This is a genomic window from Salinactinospora qingdaonensis (genome assembly GCF_039539445.1).
GTDB lineage: Bacteria > Actinomycetota > Actinomycetes > Streptosporangiales > Streptosporangiaceae > Salinactinospora > Salinactinospora qingdaonensis.
This window is the reverse complement of the sequence record NZ_BAABDD010000005.1, coordinates 1-17,676: the sequence shown is the minus strand read 5'-3', so window position 1 is coordinate 17,676 and position 17,676 is coordinate 1. Positions and strand designations below refer to the sequence as shown.

Below are 17,676 nucleotides of genomic sequence, written 5' to 3'. Positions count from 1 at the left end.
GGCGCACATCCCTCGTCGCATCATTTATTTCCGGATTCTTGACGAGGACACCGGCCTCTCCACACATGGCCACGATTGGCCTACTTCCCCCGAGGCCCCCGGCATTGTTCCCACCACTCAGGCACGCGTTCTGCGAAGGTGGATGACATGACCGACGGTGACACGCAAACGCGCCGCAGAATCCGCGTCGAGGGAATCGTCCAGGGGGTGGGGTTCCGGCCCTTCGTCTACACGCTGGCGACCCGGCACGGACTCACCGGGCACGTGGGCAACGACACCACCGGGGTCTACATCGAGATCCAGGGCAGCCCCGAGCGGGTCGCGAGTTTCGGCGACGACCTCCTGAGCCACGCCCCGCCCCTGGCCGCGATCGAACGGGTCAGCAACGAGACCATCACCTGCCGCGACGACAGCGGCTTCCACATCGACGGCAGCGACAGCGAGGGACAGCGCGCGGTCCTGGTCTCCCCCGACGTAGGCACCTGCGCGCCGTGCCTGAGCGAACTGTTCGACCCCAACGACCGGCGCTACCGCTACCCCTTCACCAACTGCACTAACTGCGGCCCCCGGTTCACGATCGTCACCGACGTCCCCTACGACCGCGCCGCCACCACCATGGCCGACTTCGCCATGTGCGGCGACTGCGCCCGCGAATACCACACCCCCACCGACCGCCGTTTCCACGCCCAGCCCGTGTGCTGCCCCGCCTGCGGACCCACGCTTAGGCTGGTCGACGCTGACGGCCGCGCGATCGCGGCCTCCCCCGCCGACCCCATCGCCACCGCCGCAGCCCTGCTGAGCGAGGGACACGTGGTCGCTGTCAAAGGGCTGGGCGGCTACCACCTGGCCACCGACGCCACCAACCAGGAGGCGGTCGCGACCCTGCGTCGCCGCAAGCGCCGCGGCGAGAAACCGTTCGCCGTGATGGCGGCCCACCTGGACCAGGCGCGCCACCTGTGCCATGTCGACCCGGCCGAGGCCCGGACGCTGGCCTGCCCGCGCCATCCGATCGTGCTCCTGCGCCGCCGCACGCAGGCTGTCCTGGCCGAAGCGCTCGCCCCCGGCGAGCGCAACCTCGGAGTGATGCTGCCCTACACGCCCCTGCACCACCTGCTGGCCCGCGAACACCCCGCTCCCCTCACCATGACCAGCGGCAACCTCGCCGAGGAGCCCATCGTCTGCACCGAGGACGCCGCGCTGGAACGCCTCGGCGGGGTCGCCGACTACTTCCTCGTGCACGACCGACCGATCCACGCGCGCGCCGACGACTCCGTCGTGCGGGTGGTGGCGGACCGCGAGTACCCCATCCGGCGGGCGCGCGGCTACGCGCCGGCCCCGTTGCCGCTGCCCCACCCCGCCCCACGCCCGCTGCTGGCCTGCGGCGCGGAACTCAAAAGCACCTTCTGCCTCGCCACGGCGCGACGGGCGATCGTGTCCTCCCACATCGGCGACCTGGAGAACTATGAAACGCTGCGCTGCTTCACCGAGGAGATCGCGCGCCTGAGCCGCCTGTTCGGTATCAAGCCGCAGGTCGTGGCCCACGATCTGCACCCGGAGTACCTGTCCACGAAGTACGCCACCGACCTCGCTACCCCCGACGGCCCCGAGCCGCTGGGCGTGCAGCACCACCACGCCCATATCGCCTCGTGCCTGGCCGACAACGGCCACAGCGGCCCGGTCATCGGGGTCGCCTTCGACGGGCTGGGCTATGGCACCGACGCCACAATGTGGGGCGGTGAATTCCTCGTGGCCGACCTGACCAGCTTCGAGCGGCGCGCTCACCTGGTTCCCGTGGCGATGCCGGGCGGGGCCGCGGCCGTCAAAGAGCCATGGCGGATGGCCGCCGCCTACCTCGACGCCGCCTTCGAGGCGGCCCCGCCGCCGGGCCTGGCCGTGGCCGAGCGTAACGCCCACCATTGGGAGCACGTGCGCGCCGTGGCTCGCGCGGGGGTCAACGCCCCGCTCACCTCCAGCGCCGGGCGGCTGTTCGACGCCGTGGCCGCTGTGGTGGGGGTACGCGACCGGGTCGGCTACGAGGGCCACGCCGCGCTGGAACTGCAACAGCGCGCCGATCCGCACGAGCGCGGGCACTATCCGGTCCGGATCACCGGCGCCGCCCCGCTGCGTGTACACGGTACCGACCTCGTGCGCGGTGCCGTCGACGACCTGTGCGCCGGCGCCGATCCCGCGACCATCGCGGCGCGCTTCCACAACGGACTCACCGACGCCGCCGCGCGTGTCTGCCTCCACCTGGCCGAGGAGACCGGCCTGGGCCAGGTGGCGCTGTCGGGGGGCGTGTTCCAAAACACCCTGCTACTGGGGGCGCTGCGCGCCCGCCTCGAACGCCGCGGGCTGCGGGTCCTCGTCCACGAGCGCGTTCCCACCAACGACGGCGGCATCAGCTTCGGCCAGGCGGCTGTGGCCGCCGCTACCGAAGGGGCGCGGGCCTAAATGCTGTCTTTTGGAAAAGGCGGCGAGGGCCGGCGGTGGGCGCAAACGGGTGAGCACCCCGCTGGCCGGCGAGATCGCGAAGCGACCGAGGCACGAGCCAACGAAGAACACCCCCACCCCCACACTCCAGCCGTCCGAACAACAGCACCTAACGGCCGGGCGCGAACGGCCCTCGGCGACAGGGGGGAGGAGCCGCGTCCCTATGGACTGGACGGGCCGCCACGCCCGCCGAAGCCGCGGTGAGGCGATCATGGGGCTTGTGGGGGCGAGGACGGCGGAGGCTGGCGACGGTGTGAGCAACCGGAGAAACCCGCCCCGGTCCCGCACCGAGCGCACGGCCGGCGACGGCTCAACCGGTAGGGGCGGTACGGCCGGCCATGTGGAAGTAGATCATCGGGTTGCGCTGGGAATCGCTGATGTCGTGGGTCAACCCCAGCTCGCGACGCAACCGCTCCAACCTGGTGTAGGTCTGGGGAGCCTTGGCCCGCGATGCCGTGAAGTAGGTGATCTCCTGGCCACGCAGCCACTTGAGCACCTCACTGGCCTCGCTGAAAGGCAGCGGACGGCGCCGGTGGAACACGTCGTGGACACTCACCGGCACGGCCTCCGACAGGGCGGGAAAGATGCGGTCCAGGTACCAGCGGGCGAAGGAAGCTGTGTGAGCGGCGTCGATGAAGAGGTAATCGATCTCCTGCGACCAGGTCGAGAAGATCTCGCGGGCGTCGCCGCGCTGGAACTGCCACCCCACCTTGGCCAGCTCGGCCGGAACGTTGCCCCGTGCGTTGTCGATCAGGTCAACGCTGGTGAGCCTGCCGTGATCGTTGTCGCGCAGCGCGCGCAGAATCCACGTGGTGGACCAGCCGTGCAGGCAGCCGATCTCGGTGACGTGCCCAGGCTGGAACCATCGCAGCAGCAGGTAGGTGATCTCGGCCTCGATATCGTCGAGCTGGGTGCGCATCGCCGCCCGGCCCGCGCGCAGCGCGCGCTGCTCCTCGCGCACCGCGCGCAGGTCGTCGGCGTAGCGGTGGTACAGCTCTGACACAAATTCTTCGTTGAGGTCGCTCACACCTTCTCCTCTCAGCCGCACGTCTTCGCCACCCGGCACAAGACGCGGGGGTACCGGCGCCGACCGCCCGACCAGGGGCGCTCGGCAAACTAGGGTCACGAGCCTCTGTTGTGTCGGAGCCAAAGTCAAAATGCAAGACAGCCGTTCCGCAGCGTTACGGGTCTATCGGGGCGCCGGCCCGGTGCTGGCCCGTGTCACCAGTTGGGCGGGCGAGGTGCCGCGGCTGTGCGCTTCCTCCCCTTCGGCGAGGTCCATCAGCATCGTCGCCGCGGTTGAGCCGTGCTCGACGATGTCGCGGGTGATCGTGGTCAAGGCGGGGTGGACCAGCCGGCATAGCGGCGAGTCGTCCCAGGCCACCACCGAGAGCCGCTCAGGCACCGAGATGCCGAATTCCTGGGCTACCCCGAGCGCAGCCACGGCCATGAGGTCGTTGTCGAAGATGATCGCGGTGGGTGGCTTCTCCCGGCTCAGCAGGCTCCGAGTGACCGTGGCCCCCTGCTCCCCGGAGTAGTCGGTGTAGACGATCTCGGGGTCGGGCAGGCCCAACTCGGAGACGGTCTCGGCGAACGCCTCTGAACGGGTGGTGGTGTGGACCAGGTTCTCGGGACCGGCCACGCGTGCGATGTATTCATGTCCCAGCCCGGCCAGGTGACGCACGACGTCGTGCATCGCTTTGGCGTCATTGGACCATACGCAGGGGATGCCCCCGGTCTCGTAGGGGCCACCGATGATCACGGCAGGCATGCGCATGGCGTTGATCGCCGCTAGCCGGGGATCGTCATGGCGCAGGTCGACCATGATGACGCCGTCGACGCGGCGTTCGGCGTACCACCGCCGGTAGATGTCCATCTCCAGCTCGCGGTCGGTGGAGGATTGCAGCAGTAGCGGTATGGCCTCGCCGGAGAGCACGCTTTGGATGCCGGAGATCAACTGCATGAAGAAAGGCTCGTTGCCCAGCACTGCCGCCGGACGGTCAACGACGAGCCCCATCGCGTCAGCGCGCCCGTCGGAGAGGGCGCGCGCGGCGCTGCTGGGTGCCCACCCGAGTTGACCGGCGATGTCGAGGATACGTTGGCGGGTGGCCTCAGAGACGCCTGGGCGGCCGTTGAGCGCATACGACACCGCACCTTTGGAAACTCCCGCTGCCTTGGCTATGTCGACAATGGTCGGGCGCCTCATTTTCCCACTCTCCGCGTCTTCAAATGTACCGCCAAATAAGCAGCGAGTGTAGCGATAAACCGGTTTATAAAATGAGACTATCAACCTCTGACCAGCAATGGAACCAGAGGGCATAGTGGGAGCGTTCCCATTCCTGACAGCGACGGATGAATCCCCTGCGTAAGCACCCAATCATTCTCTCCCTCCTCTCCTGAGATCTCGTGTCACGGATATCACCGTAGGCAGACAGGGTGATGCGAGAGAAAGGTGAATGTACGACGGCCACGCCACGATCATCGAGTCCGTCAAGGCAGTGAAGCGGGTAAGTAAATACGCCCTCCGGCCACCTCATCAGGACGCACCCCTTGCCGTAGGTCGGTGACCCCTCAGGGAGAGGGCCAGCCACCCGCGACGGGTGCACCCCCGCCCGCCCCATCGAACACCGGGAACACCGTCGCAACATGCAACATATGTGCGCATGTAAGCACTTGTTTGTTACGTTGGCGATGACCAGCTCGACGGATCGGAAGGGCCGCGAGTCGATGTTCGCAGTGCTGACGAGGAACCGGACCTATCGGCAACTGTTCACCGCCCAGGTATGTGCCCTAGTGGGAACCGGCTTGGCCACCGTGGCGCTAGGGCTGCTGGCCTTCGATATCGCCGGCGGGCACGCCGCGCGAGTGGTGGCCACCGCGCTGACGATCAAAATGATCGCCTACGTAACCGCCGGCCCGGTGATGATCGCGCTCACGATCCGGCTGCCGCGCCGGCTGGTACTCGTCAGCGCCGACGCGGTGCGTGGACTCGCAGTGGGGCTGCTGCCATGGGTCAGCGAGGTCTGGCAGATCTACGCGCTGGTGGCGATCGTGCAAACGGCCTCGGCCACCTTTACGCCGACCTTCCAAGCCGTGATCCCCGAAGTGATGGACGACGACAACGACTACACCGCTGCGCTGGCGCTGTCACGTATGGCCTATGACCTCGAAGCCATGGCCAGCCCGCTGCTGGCCGCGGCGCTGTTGGCCGTGTTGCCCTTCAGTGGCCTGTTCGCCCTGACGGTGGCGGGGTTCGCCGTTTCAGCGCTGCTGGTGCTACGGACCCGACTGCCAGCGGTCGCCCCTTCCGGGCCGTCCCGCTGGTCGGCCATCACCGCCGGCACGGCGACGTTCGCACGCGATCGGCGGCTGCGCGCGCTGGTGCTGCTCAACTTCGCCGCGGCCGTGACGACTGCCCTGGTCCTGGTCAACACGGTGGTCTACGTGCGCGGCCCCATCGGCGGCAGCTCCAGCGATGTCGCCTTGGCTCTGGCGTGTTTCGGCGCCGGCTCGATGGCGGTGGCCTTCGCCCTCCCGCGACTGTTCACCCGACTGCGGGTACGCACCGTGCTGCTGGCCGGGCCGGTGGTGCTGTGCGGCGGGTCGGCCGCCCTGACGCTGGGGTGGGCACTGTGGCCGGCCTCGGGGGTGGTGTTAGGGCTGGGCTGGCTCGTGCTGGGGGCGGGCGGCTCGCTGATCGCCGTGCCCACCGGCCGGCTCATCAAAGACGCCGCCGGCCCAACGACACGTCCCGCGCTGTTCGCCGCGCAGTTCGCCATTTCCCACGCCTGCTTCCTGGTGACCTACCCGCTGAGCGGATGGGCGGGCACACAGGCCAGCCCCGTGGTCGCCTTCGCCGGCGCCGCCGTGCTGACGGGGCTGTGTGCGGTGGGCGCGCCGCTGCTATGGCACGCCGGGCGCAAGAGCACCGCTGCCACCGCACCCCACGTCCGAGAGGGCGCCATAGCCTAGACTGCGGCTATGGGCACGAGCGGAACCACGGACGAACTCAGCCTCGTCCACGAGAATCCGCCTGGTGCTGACCAACTCGCGGCGGCCAGCAACGTCTTCCAACTGCTCTCCGACACCACCCGGCTGCACATCCTGTGGACCCTAGCCCACCGCGAGGCCGACGTGACAGCGCTAACCGAAGCGTGCGGCGCTTCACGGACGGCGGTCTCGCAGCATCTGGCGAAACTACGACTGGCCGGGCTGGTGGAATCGCGCAAGCAGGCCCGGCACGTGATCTACCGGCTCACCGACGGCCACCTGCGGCGCCTGGTCGTGGAAGCACTCAACCACGCCGACCACGTCGTCACCGGCGAGCCTCCCCACGCCTGAGGGGCAGCGTCCTCACCTGCTCGTTTGAACTCTTGCAGAGTACTTCCGAGAAAGAAGCACCAGCTTTACACCGTAGATTCTTTGTGGAATCACCTACATCGCCAACCAAACCCCTCGCCCCTGGAGGCAGCTAACCACCATCCCTTGATTGCGTATAGTCATTTATAAGCTACGATTCGTGTCATGCCTTCCCGGGAACACGAAATCCCCCTTGACCTCATCCGCAACTGTCCCGACCTGGCCGCCACTCTGCTGACCCAGGCTTCGGGCAAACCTCTACCGCCCTATGCCCGCGCCCGCTGCGAGGCGGGCGAGGCCACGACCACCGCCCCCGCCGAACTGCTGGCCGACTCCGTCGTGGTTCTCGAAGACGACCCCGCCGAAGGCACCCCCACCCCGCTAGCGGGCATCATCACCGAGGTCCAGCACAAACGCGACCTGCGCAAGCACTACTCCTGGCCGGCCTACGTCGCCAACCTGCGCCACCGCCTACAGTGCCCCGTCATCCTGCTGGTGCTGACCCCCCATGACAAAGTGGCCCACTGGTGCCGCGAACCCATCGACCTGGGCTCTGGCTTCGTGCGCCCCCTGGCGCTGACGCTGGACGAGCTACCCCCCGTCACCACACCCGAGCAGGCCCGTGCCAACCCCGAACTGGCCGTGCTCTCAGCCGCGGGCATCCAGACCGAATCGACCACGGCCCTACACGCGCTACTCCCGGCACTCGATGCCTTCGAGGCCGATGACCGCCCTTTGTATGCTGACTACATATTCGCTGTCCTGTCGCCTAAGGCCCGCGCCCACTTGGAGGAGATCTTGGCCGCCAGCACCTATGAGTGGAAGAGCGACCTCGCCCGCACCTACGCCGCCCAAGGCAAAGCCGAAGGCAAAGCCGAAGGCAAGGCCGAGGGCAAGGCCGAAGCCATCCTGGTCGTCCTGGAGGGACTCGGATTCGAGATCACCGAAGCCACCCGCCAGCGCATCACCACCTGCACCAACCACGCGCAACTCGACACCTGGCTCCGCCAAGCCGCCACCGCCGAACACCCCGACGACCTCTTCACCGAGCACGACTAACCAGAACAGCAGATTTGAGTCGCCCGTGAGCGCCAGCACCTACGAGTGGAAGAGCGACCTCGCCCGCACCTACGCCGCCCAAGGCAAAGCCGAGGGCAAAGCCGAAGGCAAGGCCGAAGCCATCCTGGTCGTCCTGGAGGGACTCGGATTCGAGATCACCGAAGCCACCCGCCAGCGCATCACCACCTGCACCAACCACGCGCAACTCGACACCTGGCTCCGCCAAGCCGCCACCGCCGAACACCCCGACGACCTCTTCACGGAACTCGATGAACTGGCGCGGATTCGCCGGGAAAAGCAGATCGCGTTGGGCGCGCCCCGTGAACAGTAGGGCCGTCCACGGGGCGCGGCAGGAGGTCGCCTCTCCATCGGCAGGTGGAGCATCCCGCCACTCAACCGGTTGAGTGGCGGGAGTGGGGCTCGGGGCGACGACTGACCGGGGGTGGGAGCCGTGGCCGTGTTGCCCGCGTGTGGCCTCCCGGGTCGGTCAGGAAGCCGGGTGTGGGGCCTGCCTGGCGGTGCGGACTGCCTCGTTGACGCAGCGCAGCACCGGTGGCGCCACTACGGCTTCGGGGTCGAGGCCGCCACCGCCGCGCACGGTAAAGGTGTGGGACTCCCCTGGCAGCAGTGTGACCAGCATGTCGTCGGCCTCGACGGCGGGGTCAAGGCGGTCGGGGAACAGGGAGAGGTCACGCAGCAGGCTGCGAGCCGTCACGGTGACCTTGAGATCGTTGCCGCCCAACGCCGTGGTATCCACTTTGGCCTCGAAGTCCGGCGCAGGGTAGGCCAGCTCGATGTCCTCGGCGAAGAACCAGAGAGCACGCTCCCCGCTGTTGGTATCGGCCGTGATCAGTTCGCTCTCGGGGCGCTGGGCCGCGGCGATCGCCGCGGGCACGGGCAGCCGCCACATCCCCCGAGGCTCTACGCGAAACTCCTGAGTGGTCTCAGTACCGGGACCGCCGCTGTCGCTGTCGAAGCCTCGACGGCTGAGGGTGACCGTTCCGCTCCACTCCCGGTCGGTGTCGTTGGAGACGACCAGCACGACCCCGTCGGTGTCGCGGCACAGCCCGAGCCAACGGTCTCGGAAAACCCGCCGCAGCGCGTACCACAGCGGTTTGCGGCGCGCGTCCCCGTCGACAGCCGCCCACGAGGTCACCGGCCAACAGTCGTTGAGTTGCCAAACCACCGCTCCGGTGCAGTCAGGCCATTGGGCCCGGAAGTGCTCGATACCCAGCGTGATGGCCCGCGCCTGGTTGACCTGGGTGAGATAGTGCCAGTCGTCGAAGTCGGCGGGGGTGGGAAAGTGGTGGGCCAGCCCGCGAGCGAGTTTGCCGTTGCCGTCTTCGGCCTTCTGGTGGTGCAGCATGCCCGGCGAGTCCGGGCGCAGCGGCGTGTCGCTGACCGAGCGGCGCAGGGTGGCGTAGGTGGGCGGAGCCTGGAAGCCGAACTCGGCGACGAACCGGGGCCGGTAGTCGAGGTAACGGGTGTAGTCGCGCTCGTTCCACACGTCCCAGATGTGCATGGGGCCGTGGCGCTCGTCGTTGGGGTGGATCTCGCCGTGGCCGGAGTAGGGGCTGCCGGGCCAGTAAGGGCGGGTGGGATCGAGTTCGGCCACCACGCGCGGCAGCATGCGCAGGTAGTAGTCCTCTCCCCAACTGAGATCGCCCAGTTCCTCGCGCCACCCCCAGTCGGCGTGTCCCCAGATGTTCTCGTTGTTGCCGTTCCACAGCACGAGGCTGGGGTAGGCGGCCAGCCGCACCACGTTGTCGCGGGCCTCGGCCTCCACCTCTTCGGCGATGGGGGACTCCTCCGGGTAGGCGGCGCAGGCGAAGAGGAAATCCTGCCACACCAGCACCCCCCGCCGGTCACACAGCTCGTAGAAGTCCTCACTCTCGTATCGGCCGCCGCCCCAGATCCGCAGCAGGTTCATGCCCGCGTCAATGGCTTGGTCGATGCGACGGCTATAGCGGTCACGGTCCACCCGGTGCGGGAAGCAGTCGTCGGGAATCCAGTTGGCGCCTTTGACCAAGATGGGGGTGCCGTTGACGATGAGGGCGAAGCGGGCGCCGTCGCCGTCGGGGCGCGTGTCGAGCTCCACGGCGCGAAACCCGATGTCGCGCTGCCAGGTGTCGAGCTCCTCACCGGCGGCGGTGAGGGTGAGCGCGAGCGGGTAGAGCGCGGCTTCACCGTAGCCGCGGGGCCACCACAGGCGAGGATCGGGCACGGTCAGTTCCACGCGCGCGGCGGTCTCGCCGGGCGCGACGGTGACCTCCTGGCGCACACCGGCTACCTCGACGGCCAGGGTGAGGGGGGTGGCGGTGCCGCTGTCAGTGCGTTCGACATCGACATGCAGCACGACCTGCCCATGGGCACGCCCGTCGGGACCGGTGGTGACGGTGATCTCCGGGCGTACCTGGGCGAGCCGGGCGGTGCTCCACGCGTGCAGCCAGAGGGGACGCCAGATGCCGGCGGTGACCAGTGTGGGCCCCCAATCCCACCCGAAGTTGCAGGCCATCTTGCGGATGAACGCGAAGGGCTCGGGGTAGGCGCAGGGGCGGTCGCCCAGCTCGTCGCGCACGGCCTCGGCGTAGCGGTAGGCGGAGCCGAAGGTGATGTCGAGGGTGTTGTTGGTCTCGCGCACCACTGGGGTGATGTCGAAACGGTAGCTGCGGTGCATGTTGCGGGTGCTGCCGACCTGGTGGCCGTTGACGACCAGGTCGGCGACCGTGTCCAGCCCCTCGCAGACCAGATCGACCCGTTCGGCGCCGGTGAGCGTGTCCGAGGTGAAGGCGGTGCTGTAACGCCAGTCGGTGCGGCCGATCCAGGACAGCTCGTTTTCATTGGCGTCGAGGTAGGGATCGGGGATCAGATCCGCGGCGAGGAGGTCGGTGTGGACGCATCCCGGTGTCCGCGCCGGGATCTCCGCCGTCGCCACTGCCGTGGGGACGCGCTCACCTCCCACCGCTCGCAGCGTCCAGTTGTCGCGCAGGTCGATGCGCAGTGCCATGTGATCTCCGTGATCTCCGTGGAGCGTTCATGTGGTGACGTAGTGTGCTGGCCATGGGTGAACCCGGGTGAGGCTGCTCGGCCGCCCCGGAAGGGCAGGTCCTTGTGGGGCGCCGGCGGCCTCAACGGGTGTCCGGACACACCCCTCCCCCGGCACGTCGGCGGCGCCCGGGCGGTCCGGCCACGATCGCGGCCGGTAGCCGGGAAGGGGTGAGGGTCAGCACTCTCCTTCTTCGTCGACGCGGAAACATCCCACGAAGTGACCGCTCGCCACTTCTGCCAGCGGCGGCCCATCGGGGGCGTCCGTGGTCGCGCCGTCAGAAGGGTACCGGTCGTGGTAGAGACAGCGGCTCTGCCCCTGGGGGGCCTGAGCCTGGAGTTCGGCCTCTACCTCGGCCCACTTGCGGTGCATCTGGGGGACCGAGGACAGCAGCCGGGTGGTGTAGGGGTGCAGCGGGTTCGCGAACACCTCCTCGGTCTCGCCCATCTCCACGATTCGGCCGTTGCGCAGGATCACGGTGCGGTCACTGACGTAGTTGCCCAGCGCCAGGTCGTGGGTGATGAAGAGGATGCCCAGGCCACGCGCCTTCAAGTCGGCGAGCAGGTTGAGCACGTCGATGCGAGTGGAGGCGTCGAGCATGCTGATCACCTCGTCAGCGACCAGGAATTTGATGTCCAGCAGCAGGGCGCGGGCGATCAGGAGGCGCTGCAACTGGCCGCCGCTGAGCTGGTGCGGGTACTTGTTGAGGACCTGGTTGGGGTCGAGGCGCACCACTTCCAGCGACGAGCGGAGCTTCTTCTCCCACTCACCGGTGCTGAGGCGGGGGAAGTACTCCTTTCTGACCATCTCGAAGACCCGGTCGGCTTTGAAGACGGGGTTGTAGGAGCTGAAGGGGTCCTGGAAGACGCCCTGCACGTGCCGGTAGTACTCCTTCAGCTTCTTTCGTCCGGACAGGGTGGCGATGTCGGTGCCGTCGAAGCTGATCGAGCCGCGGGTGACGCCGGACAGCCGCAGGATCATCTTGCCGATCGTGCTTTTGCCGCTACCGCTCTCACCGATGAGGGAGACCACCTCGCCGGGGCCGATGTCGAAGCTGACGTCGCGGACGGCGGTCAGCGTCTGGCCACCGAAGGTGCCCACCCGGTAGACCTTGGAGATCGAATCGAGTTTCAGCATGCCCTCACGCGGCTTTCCAGCAGGCGACTTGGTGGTTGGGCGCGACCTCGACGAAGGGAGGCTCCTCCTCACACTTGTCGAAGGCCATCGGGCAGCGGTCCTTGAACCGGCAGCCTGTTGGGGGGTTGAGCAACTGGGGCGGGCTGCCCGGGATGCCGGCGAGGCGCTTGTCCTCGTACTTGACGCCGACCTCGGGCAGCGAGGAGATCAGCAGTTGGGTGTAGGGGTGACGCGGAGAGTTGACGATGGTCTCGGTGGGGGCCTTCTCCGCGAGCTTTCCGGCGTACATCACCATGATGCTGTCGGCGATCTGGGCCACGAGTGAAATGTCGTGCGTGACGACGATCATGCTCTTGACGAATTCGCGGTCGCGAAACTCCACGAGCGTCTCGGCCACGGCCCGCTGCGTGGAGACGTCCAGCGCCGAGGTCACCTCGTCGGCGATCAGCAGCGAAGGGTCGAGCAGGGTGGACAGCACCATCACCATGCGCTGCTTCATCCCGCCCGACAGTTCGATCGGGTAGCGGTTGAGCACGTCGGGCGAGAGGCCCACCAGTTCGATGCGGCGCCGCAGCTCCGGCAGCACCGTCTTGAAGGTGACCCCTCGCGACTCCAGCAGCTCCGCGGTCATCTTGCCGATCTTGCGCGTGGGGTTCATCGCGCTCATGGCGTACTGCGGGATGATGGAGACTTCTCGGAAGCGGTGCTTGTTCATGTTGGCGGAGTCGTGGATGGGCAGCTTGCAGCCGTCCAGTTCCACGGTTCCCCCGATGTATCTCATCCTGCCGTCGAGGCGGATCAGGCTCTTGCTCAGTGTGGACTTGCCGCTGCCGGACTCTCCGGCCAGTCCCATGATCTCCCCGTCGTCGAGGGCGAACGTGGTCCCGTCCAGGGCTTGTACGTCCCCGCGCAGCGTCCGGTAGTAGACCCTGAGGTCGTCGACCCGTAGGCTCACGGTGCTCACATCTCCCTCAGTTTGGGGTTGAAGACTTCGTCCAGGCCGACGTTCATGATGTACATCGCCCCGACAATGGCCGTGATGCCGAGCCCCGGCGGGACGAACCACCACCACATCCCCAGTTGCAGCGCACCCCAGTTGACCGCGTGGTGCATCATCAACCCCAGCGAGATGCCGTTGGTGGGGCCGAACCCGATGAAGTCCAGCCCGGCGGCGATGAGCACGGCGCCGCCGAAGAGCAGGATGAACATCATGAACAGGTAGGAGCTCATGTTCGGCGCGATCTCGCGGAAGATGATGTGGCGAGTCTTGACGCCGCTGAGCTTGGCCAGCCCCACGAAGTCGCGGGCGCTGAGGGAGAGCGTCTGGGCACGCACGGCGCGCGCCGCCCAGGGCCAGGAGGTGAGACCGATGAAGAAGGACTGCACGGCCACCCCCCTGTTCTCCAGGTAGGCCGCCACAACCAGCAGCACCGCCAGCGCGGGCAGCACCAGCACGACGTTGGTGATCATGTTCAGGATCTCGTCGACGATGCCGCCGCGGTAGCCGGCGATGAAGCCGACCAGCATCCCCACGAGGGCGGCGACGCCGCCGCCGAAGATCCCGACCAGGAAGGTGGAGCGCAGGCCGTAGACGAACTGCGCGTAGATGTCCTGACCGAAGTTGGTGGTGCCGAACCAGTACTCCCCGGAGGGGGGCGCGTTGGAAGGGCCGACGTACTCGTTGGGCGGGTGATCGATGAACATCGGGGCGACGATGCCCATGACGAGGAACAGTGTGACCACGCTGAGGCCGCCGACGAGCTTCTTGTTGCGCAGGGCGAAGTAGAGACCTTCAGCCTTGCGGCGCTCGCTGAACAGGGGAGTGTCCTCTGTGGGGACAGCAGCCGGGGTGGGCTCGGCTGCGCTGTCGGCGTGGGTGTCGTTGGACACGGGGTCGGCAGCAAAGCCGTGAGGGGTCTGCTCTGTCTGCTCCGAACTCATGCGGCCTCTCCTTGCATCTGGGTGCGGACCCGCGGATCGACCATGACGTAGATGATGTCGACGATGAAGTTGGCCAGTAGTACACCGATGACGATGAACAGGAAGGCTCCCTGGAGCAGGAAGAAGTCCTGGTTCTGGATCGCTTGCAGGATCAAGTAGCCCAGTCCGGGGTAGGCGAAGACGATCTCGGTGAGCAGGGAACCGGCGACGATGGTGCCCAGTTGCACGGCCAACCCGGTGAGCTGGGGCAGCATCGCGTTACGGAAGGCGTAGCGACGCACCAGCCGGCGGGGCGCCCCCAGGGCCTCCAGGTAGTTGGAGTAGTCCGACTCCAACTCGTAGATGATCATGTTGCGCATACCGATGGCCCAGCCGCCCAGCGCGACGAGGAACATCGAGAGGAACGGGAGGAACCAGTGCATCAGCAGGCTGCTGATGAACCGCAACGACCAGTCGGGTTGTAGGCCGAAGCCGTAGGCTCCCGCGACCGGGAAGATTCCGGCGACAATGCCCAGGCTCCAGGCCAGCAGCAGGGCCAGCCACATGTAGGGGGTCGCCGTGAGGATGTAGCCCACCGGCAGCATCGTGTTGTCGAGCCACTTGCTGCGGGCGGCGAAGGCACCAAACTTGTTACCCACGTACCAGCTCAGCAGGATCGCGGGCAGCAGCAGGGCGATGCTGTAGGGGATGGCGTCCATGATGACCGAGGACACGTCGCGGGGGAACAGCCAGATGCTGACGCCCAGGTCGCCTTGGAACAGCGACACCCAGAAGTTCAGATACTGCTGCCAGACGGGCACGTCGAGCCCGAAGACATCGTTGAAGTACTGCTCCATCGCCGCGGTCGCCTCGGCGCTTTGCAGCGAGGTTCGGGCCAGCCTGCTCTGGATCGGATCGCCGGGCATGAACCGCGGGATCATCCAGTTGACGGTCACCGCCACGATGAACGTGAGCGTGTAGATGAAGAGCTTTCTGCCGAAGTACTGTCGCAACCGGGCCTCCTAGCCGGCGGCGTCCGGCGAAGGGTCCCCGCCCCTCTCCCGCGAGGGGCGAGAGTGGGGCGGGGACCGTTACCGGCTGCCTGGTTGATCCTGGTCCTACTCGGATGCCGGTTCGAGCTCGGTCAGCATCAGGATGCTTCCCAACTGGAAGTAGCCGTGCCAGGTGGCCGGGATGTGGGTGTTGTCGCCGTCGGCTGAGGGCCAGTTGGTCCAAGTGGACTCGTTGGCCTGCGACCACAGGCCGTTGTACCACAGCGGGATCAGCGGCATCTCCTCAAGCTGGATCTCCTGCAACTGCGAGGCGATGTCCTTCATGGCCTCGGTGTCGTCGACGGAAACCCGGTTGAGCTCTTCGACCAGTTCCCAGGCTTCCTCGTTCTCGTAGCGACCGAAGTTGACGTCGGTCTGCGACTCCTTGACGGGGATCTGGAACATGTACTCGTAGTAGGTCCACGGCGAGCTGCTCATCTGGCGCTCGTTGTTGATGAGCATGTCGTAGTCGCCGCTGGCGCGCTGGTCGAAGAGCGCGTTCTGGTCGGGGAATTCGGCGACGACGTTGATGCCTGCGGCTTGGGCGCCCTCGCTGATGACGCGGGCGGCCTCCATCCAGTCGGTCCAACCGCTGGGCACGATCAGCGTCAACTCGATCGGGTCACCTTCGGGACTCTCGACGAAACCGTCGTCGTTGGTGTCCTCGTAGCCGGCGTCGGCCAGCAACTCCTTGGCTTGCTCGGGGTCGTGGCTGAACCCGAGTTCGTCGACGACGTCTTGGTCGATGTACTGCTCCCACATGGGCAGCAGACCGGTTGGGCTGGCCTTTTGGACGAGTTGGCTGTAAACGCCGTTGACGATCTGCTCGACGTCGATGGCGTGAGCCATGGCCTTGCGGAACTGCGCATCGTCCATCGGCTGCTTCGTGGTGTTCATGACCAGCCACGACGTATTAGCCGAGAGCATGTAGGGCGGCTCGGAGTAGTAGGTATGCACCCCACCCTCGCCCTGCACCATCTCGGCGATGCCGGGCAGGAAGTTGTTGCTCAGGTCGAGGTCACCCTGCATAACCTGGTTGAGCGCGGTCTCGTTGCTGGAGTTGACCAGGTCGATGACGTAGTTGGGCTGCACCTCCAGATCGAGGGCATCTTCAGCCCACCAGCCGTCGCGCTTGGCCCAGATCATGCGGTCCTGGTCGTGAGCCTCATAGACATAGGGACCGGTGCCGACCGGGTCCTCGTTGGCGCCGCTGGTGACCTCTTCCTCAGAGCGGTCCTGCCAGATGTGCTGGGGAACGATGGGAGTGCGGTAGATCCACTGGCCCCACTCCTGGTAGCGGGGGTCGGAGAAGGTGAAGCGCACCGTGCGCTCGTCCACGGCCTCGGCGCTGTCCAGCCACTCCCACACGTCGTGGTAGTGGACGGTCTCCATCTGGCCCATCTCGATGGTGAACACGACATCCTCGGCGGTGAACGCCTCGCCGTCGGACCACTCGACGCCCTCGCGCAGCGTGACCTCGTAAACGTCCTCACCGGTCCACTCACCGCTCTCGGCCAACCAGGGACGGTAGTCGCCCTCCAGTGGGTCGTAGAGGAACAGCGGCTCGTAGGCCAAGCCCACCGTGCCGGTGGTGTACTGGCCCAGCATGAAGGGATTCCACGTGGAGGGCGGCCCCCACTGGGTACCACTGGTGTACAGGGTCTCGTTGCGGGGGTAAGCCTCACCACCACCGCTGTCGCCGCCAGATTCGTCACCGCCACCGCCGGTGCATGCCGCGGCTGTCATCGCCACCGCCAAGGCACCGGCGATATACTTGAGCCGGTTTCGCAATTCTTTGTCCCTTCTCCCTTAGCGGGGATCTCATCCCCCAAGGGGCTAACTGAGAACGGTTACCAAGCCGTCCCCCCTGCACGAGTCCGCTGGCGGCGCACCCGCCCCATAACAGGGCATCCCCCATGCCCTCGGGAGCGCTCCCAGATGAACAGTGACTCGCCGGCGTTGCTACGGCGCTCTTCCCTGTTCCGGCACATGTCCAAACTGAACCGGATAAGTGTGAGTAGCGAAACACAACCGCCCACCCCCGTCAATCCTCGATTAATGCGACGTTATGTTCCCGCAACGTCACCGCGCTCTCCGTGAAAAAAATGGAATTTGAAACGATGCAAAAGAGTCAAAGGTAGGATGATCGACTGCTCCTTTCCGTAGTGGACTATTGGCTCAACGCTCTGCGAGGGAGAGTGTTCGTCACGGGCGAGAACACGCCCAGAAGTTCAGCTCCTACCGCCGGCCGGGTATGTCGAGCCCGACGATGTTTTCTGGTCGGCGCTTGAGCGCCCGGTCACGAGAAACATGGGTGTGGAGCTAACGAGTTCTCCGCCGGTGTAGGTTCTGTTTTTTGAAAAGGACGGCGCGGGCGGGCGGTGGGCACGCGCCCTCGCAGGCGGGCGAGATCGCGCAGCGATCGAGACACGAGCCGACGACGAACACCCCCACATCCCCGCACTCCAGTCGCCCGAAAACAGAACCTAGATCGTTGATGGGAATCTTGTGGCCGGTCGCGGACATGGCGAAGGGCGCCCATGATCGATGTGTGACCAAAAACCTGGACGCCCTTCTGACCGCACTCTATGTCCATCTGGACGACCATGTCCT

The 17,676-nt window shown here is 66.7% G+C and carries 13 protein-coding genes; 5 read left to right on the top strand and 8 right to left on the bottom strand.

Annotation, left to right across the window (positions count from 1 at the left end):
• The first annotated feature begins 147 nt into the window (after positions 1-147).
• Positions 148-2,451: a carbamoyltransferase HypF gene (gene hypF, locus ABD848_RS06805; RefSeq protein ID WP_344968552.1), complete on the top strand. Its 2,304-nt coding sequence runs from the start codon at positions 148-150 to the stop codon at positions 2,449-2,451.
• A 349-nt stretch (positions 2,452-2,800) separates the two neighbouring features.
• Here the strand turns inward: hypF and ABD848_RS06800 are convergent, their stop codons facing one another.
• Together ABD848_RS06800 and ABD848_RS06795 are read right to left on the bottom strand one after the other, a co-directional pair.
• Positions 2,801-3,517 carry a class I SAM-dependent methyltransferase gene (locus tag ABD848_RS06800; protein ID WP_344968550.1) on the bottom strand — a complete coding sequence of 239 codons (717 nt, stop codon included), beginning with the start codon at positions 3,515-3,517 and terminating at the stop codon, positions 2,801-2,803.
• A gap of 162 nt (positions 3,518-3,679) precedes the next feature.
• Entirely contained in the window at positions 3,680-4,696 is a 1,017-nt protein-coding gene (locus ABD848_RS06795) for a LacI family DNA-binding transcriptional regulator (protein ID WP_344968547.1), read from the bottom strand.
• A 485-nt stretch (positions 4,697-5,181) separates the two neighbouring features.
• Between ABD848_RS06795 and ABD848_RS06790 the strand changes: the two genes are divergently transcribed.
• From ABD848_RS06790 to ABD848_RS06775, 4 genes are all read left to right on the top strand, one after another.
• Entirely contained in the window at positions 5,182-6,462 is a 1,281-nt protein-coding gene (locus ABD848_RS06790; RefSeq protein WP_344968545.1) for an MFS transporter, read from the top strand.
• 9 nt (positions 6,463-6,471) lie between these two features.
• On the top strand, positions 6,472-6,831 hold the full coding sequence (locus ABD848_RS06785) for an ArsR/SmtB family transcription factor (RefSeq protein ID WP_344968543.1): 360 nt from the start codon (positions 6,472-6,474) through the stop codon (positions 6,829-6,831).
• Positions 6,832-7,014: 183 nt separating this feature from the next.
• The gene (locus tag ABD848_RS06780; protein ID WP_344968542.1) at positions 7,015-7,908 is read left to right on the top strand and encodes an RpnC/YadD family protein; all 894 of its coding nucleotides are present in this window, start codon (positions 7,015-7,017) and stop codon (positions 7,906-7,908) included.
• 25 nt (positions 7,909-7,933) lie between these two features.
• Positions 7,934-8,239 (top strand): hypothetical protein, encoded by a 306-nt coding sequence (locus ABD848_RS06775; protein ID WP_344968541.1) that lies wholly within the window; start codon positions 7,934-7,936, stop codon positions 8,237-8,239.
• A 156-nt stretch (positions 8,240-8,395) separates the two neighbouring features.
• Here ABD848_RS06775 and ABD848_RS06770 read toward each other — a convergent pair whose 3' ends face one another.
• The 6 genes from ABD848_RS06770 to ABD848_RS06745 all read right to left on the bottom strand — a co-directional run bounded on the left by ABD848_RS06770 (position 8,396) and on the right by ABD848_RS06745 (position 16,809).
• Positions 8,396-10,915, bottom strand: a complete 2,520-nt coding sequence (locus tag ABD848_RS06770) for a glycoside hydrolase family 2 protein (protein ID WP_344968539.1) — start codon at positions 10,913-10,915, stop codon at positions 8,396-8,398.
• A gap of 216 nt (positions 10,916-11,131) precedes the next feature.
• Entirely contained in the window at positions 11,132-12,091 is a 960-nt protein-coding gene (locus ABD848_RS06765) for an ABC transporter ATP-binding protein (RefSeq protein WP_344968537.1), read from the bottom strand.
• A 4-nt stretch (positions 12,092-12,095) separates the two neighbouring features.
• On the bottom strand, positions 12,096-13,046 hold the full coding sequence (locus ABD848_RS06760) for an ABC transporter ATP-binding protein (RefSeq protein ID WP_344969055.1): 951 nt from the start codon (positions 13,044-13,046) through the stop codon (positions 12,096-12,098).
• Positions 13,047-13,051: 5 nt separating this feature from the next.
• A complete protein-coding gene (locus ABD848_RS06755) occupies positions 13,052-14,032 on the bottom strand; it encodes an ABC transporter permease (protein WP_344968535.1) in 981 nt (326 codons plus the stop codon).
• Entirely contained in the window at positions 14,029-15,024 is a 996-nt protein-coding gene (locus ABD848_RS06750; protein ID WP_344968533.1) for an ABC transporter permease, read from the bottom strand. The genes ABD848_RS06755 and ABD848_RS06750 overlap by 4 nt, the downstream gene beginning before the upstream one ends.
• Positions 15,025-15,129: 105 nt before the next feature.
• On the bottom strand, positions 15,130-16,809 hold the full coding sequence (locus tag ABD848_RS06745; RefSeq protein ID WP_344968530.1) for an ABC transporter substrate-binding protein: 1,680 nt from the start codon (positions 16,807-16,809) through the stop codon (positions 15,130-15,132).
• Between the last annotated feature and the right edge of the window lie 867 nt (positions 16,810-17,676).

Coding starts and splice junctions, on each gene's coding strand:
- ABD848_RS06755 (WP_344968535.1), bottom strand. CDS start 14,032: ATGAGTTCGGAGCAGACAGAGCAGACCCCTCACGGCTTTGCTGCCGAC.
- ABD848_RS06780 (WP_344968542.1), top strand. CDS start 7,015: ATGCCTTCCCGGGAACACGAAATCCCCCTTGACCTCATCCGCAACTGT.
- ABD848_RS06765 (WP_344968537.1), bottom strand. CDS start 12,091: ATGCTGAAACTCGATTCGATCTCCAAGGTCTACCGGGTGGGCACCTTC.
- ABD848_RS06770 (WP_344968539.1), bottom strand. CDS start 10,915: ATGGCACTGCGCATCGACCTGCGCGACAACTGGACGCTGCGAGCGGTG.
- ABD848_RS06790 (WP_344968545.1), top strand. CDS start 5,182: ATGACCAGCTCGACGGATCGGAAGGGCCGCGAGTCGATGTTCGCAGTG.
- hypF (WP_344968552.1), top strand. CDS start 148: ATGACCGACGGTGACACGCAAACGCGCCGCAGAATCCGCGTCGAGGGA.
- ABD848_RS06785 (WP_344968543.1), top strand. CDS start 6,472: ATGGGCACGAGCGGAACCACGGACGAACTCAGCCTCGTCCACGAGAAT.
- ABD848_RS06795 (WP_344968547.1), bottom strand. CDS start 4,696: ATGAGGCGCCCGACCATTGTCGACATAGCCAAGGCAGCGGGAGTTTCC.
- ABD848_RS06745 (WP_344968530.1), bottom strand. CDS start 16,809: ATGACAGCCGCGGCATGCACCGGCGGTGGCGGTGACGAATCTGGCGGC.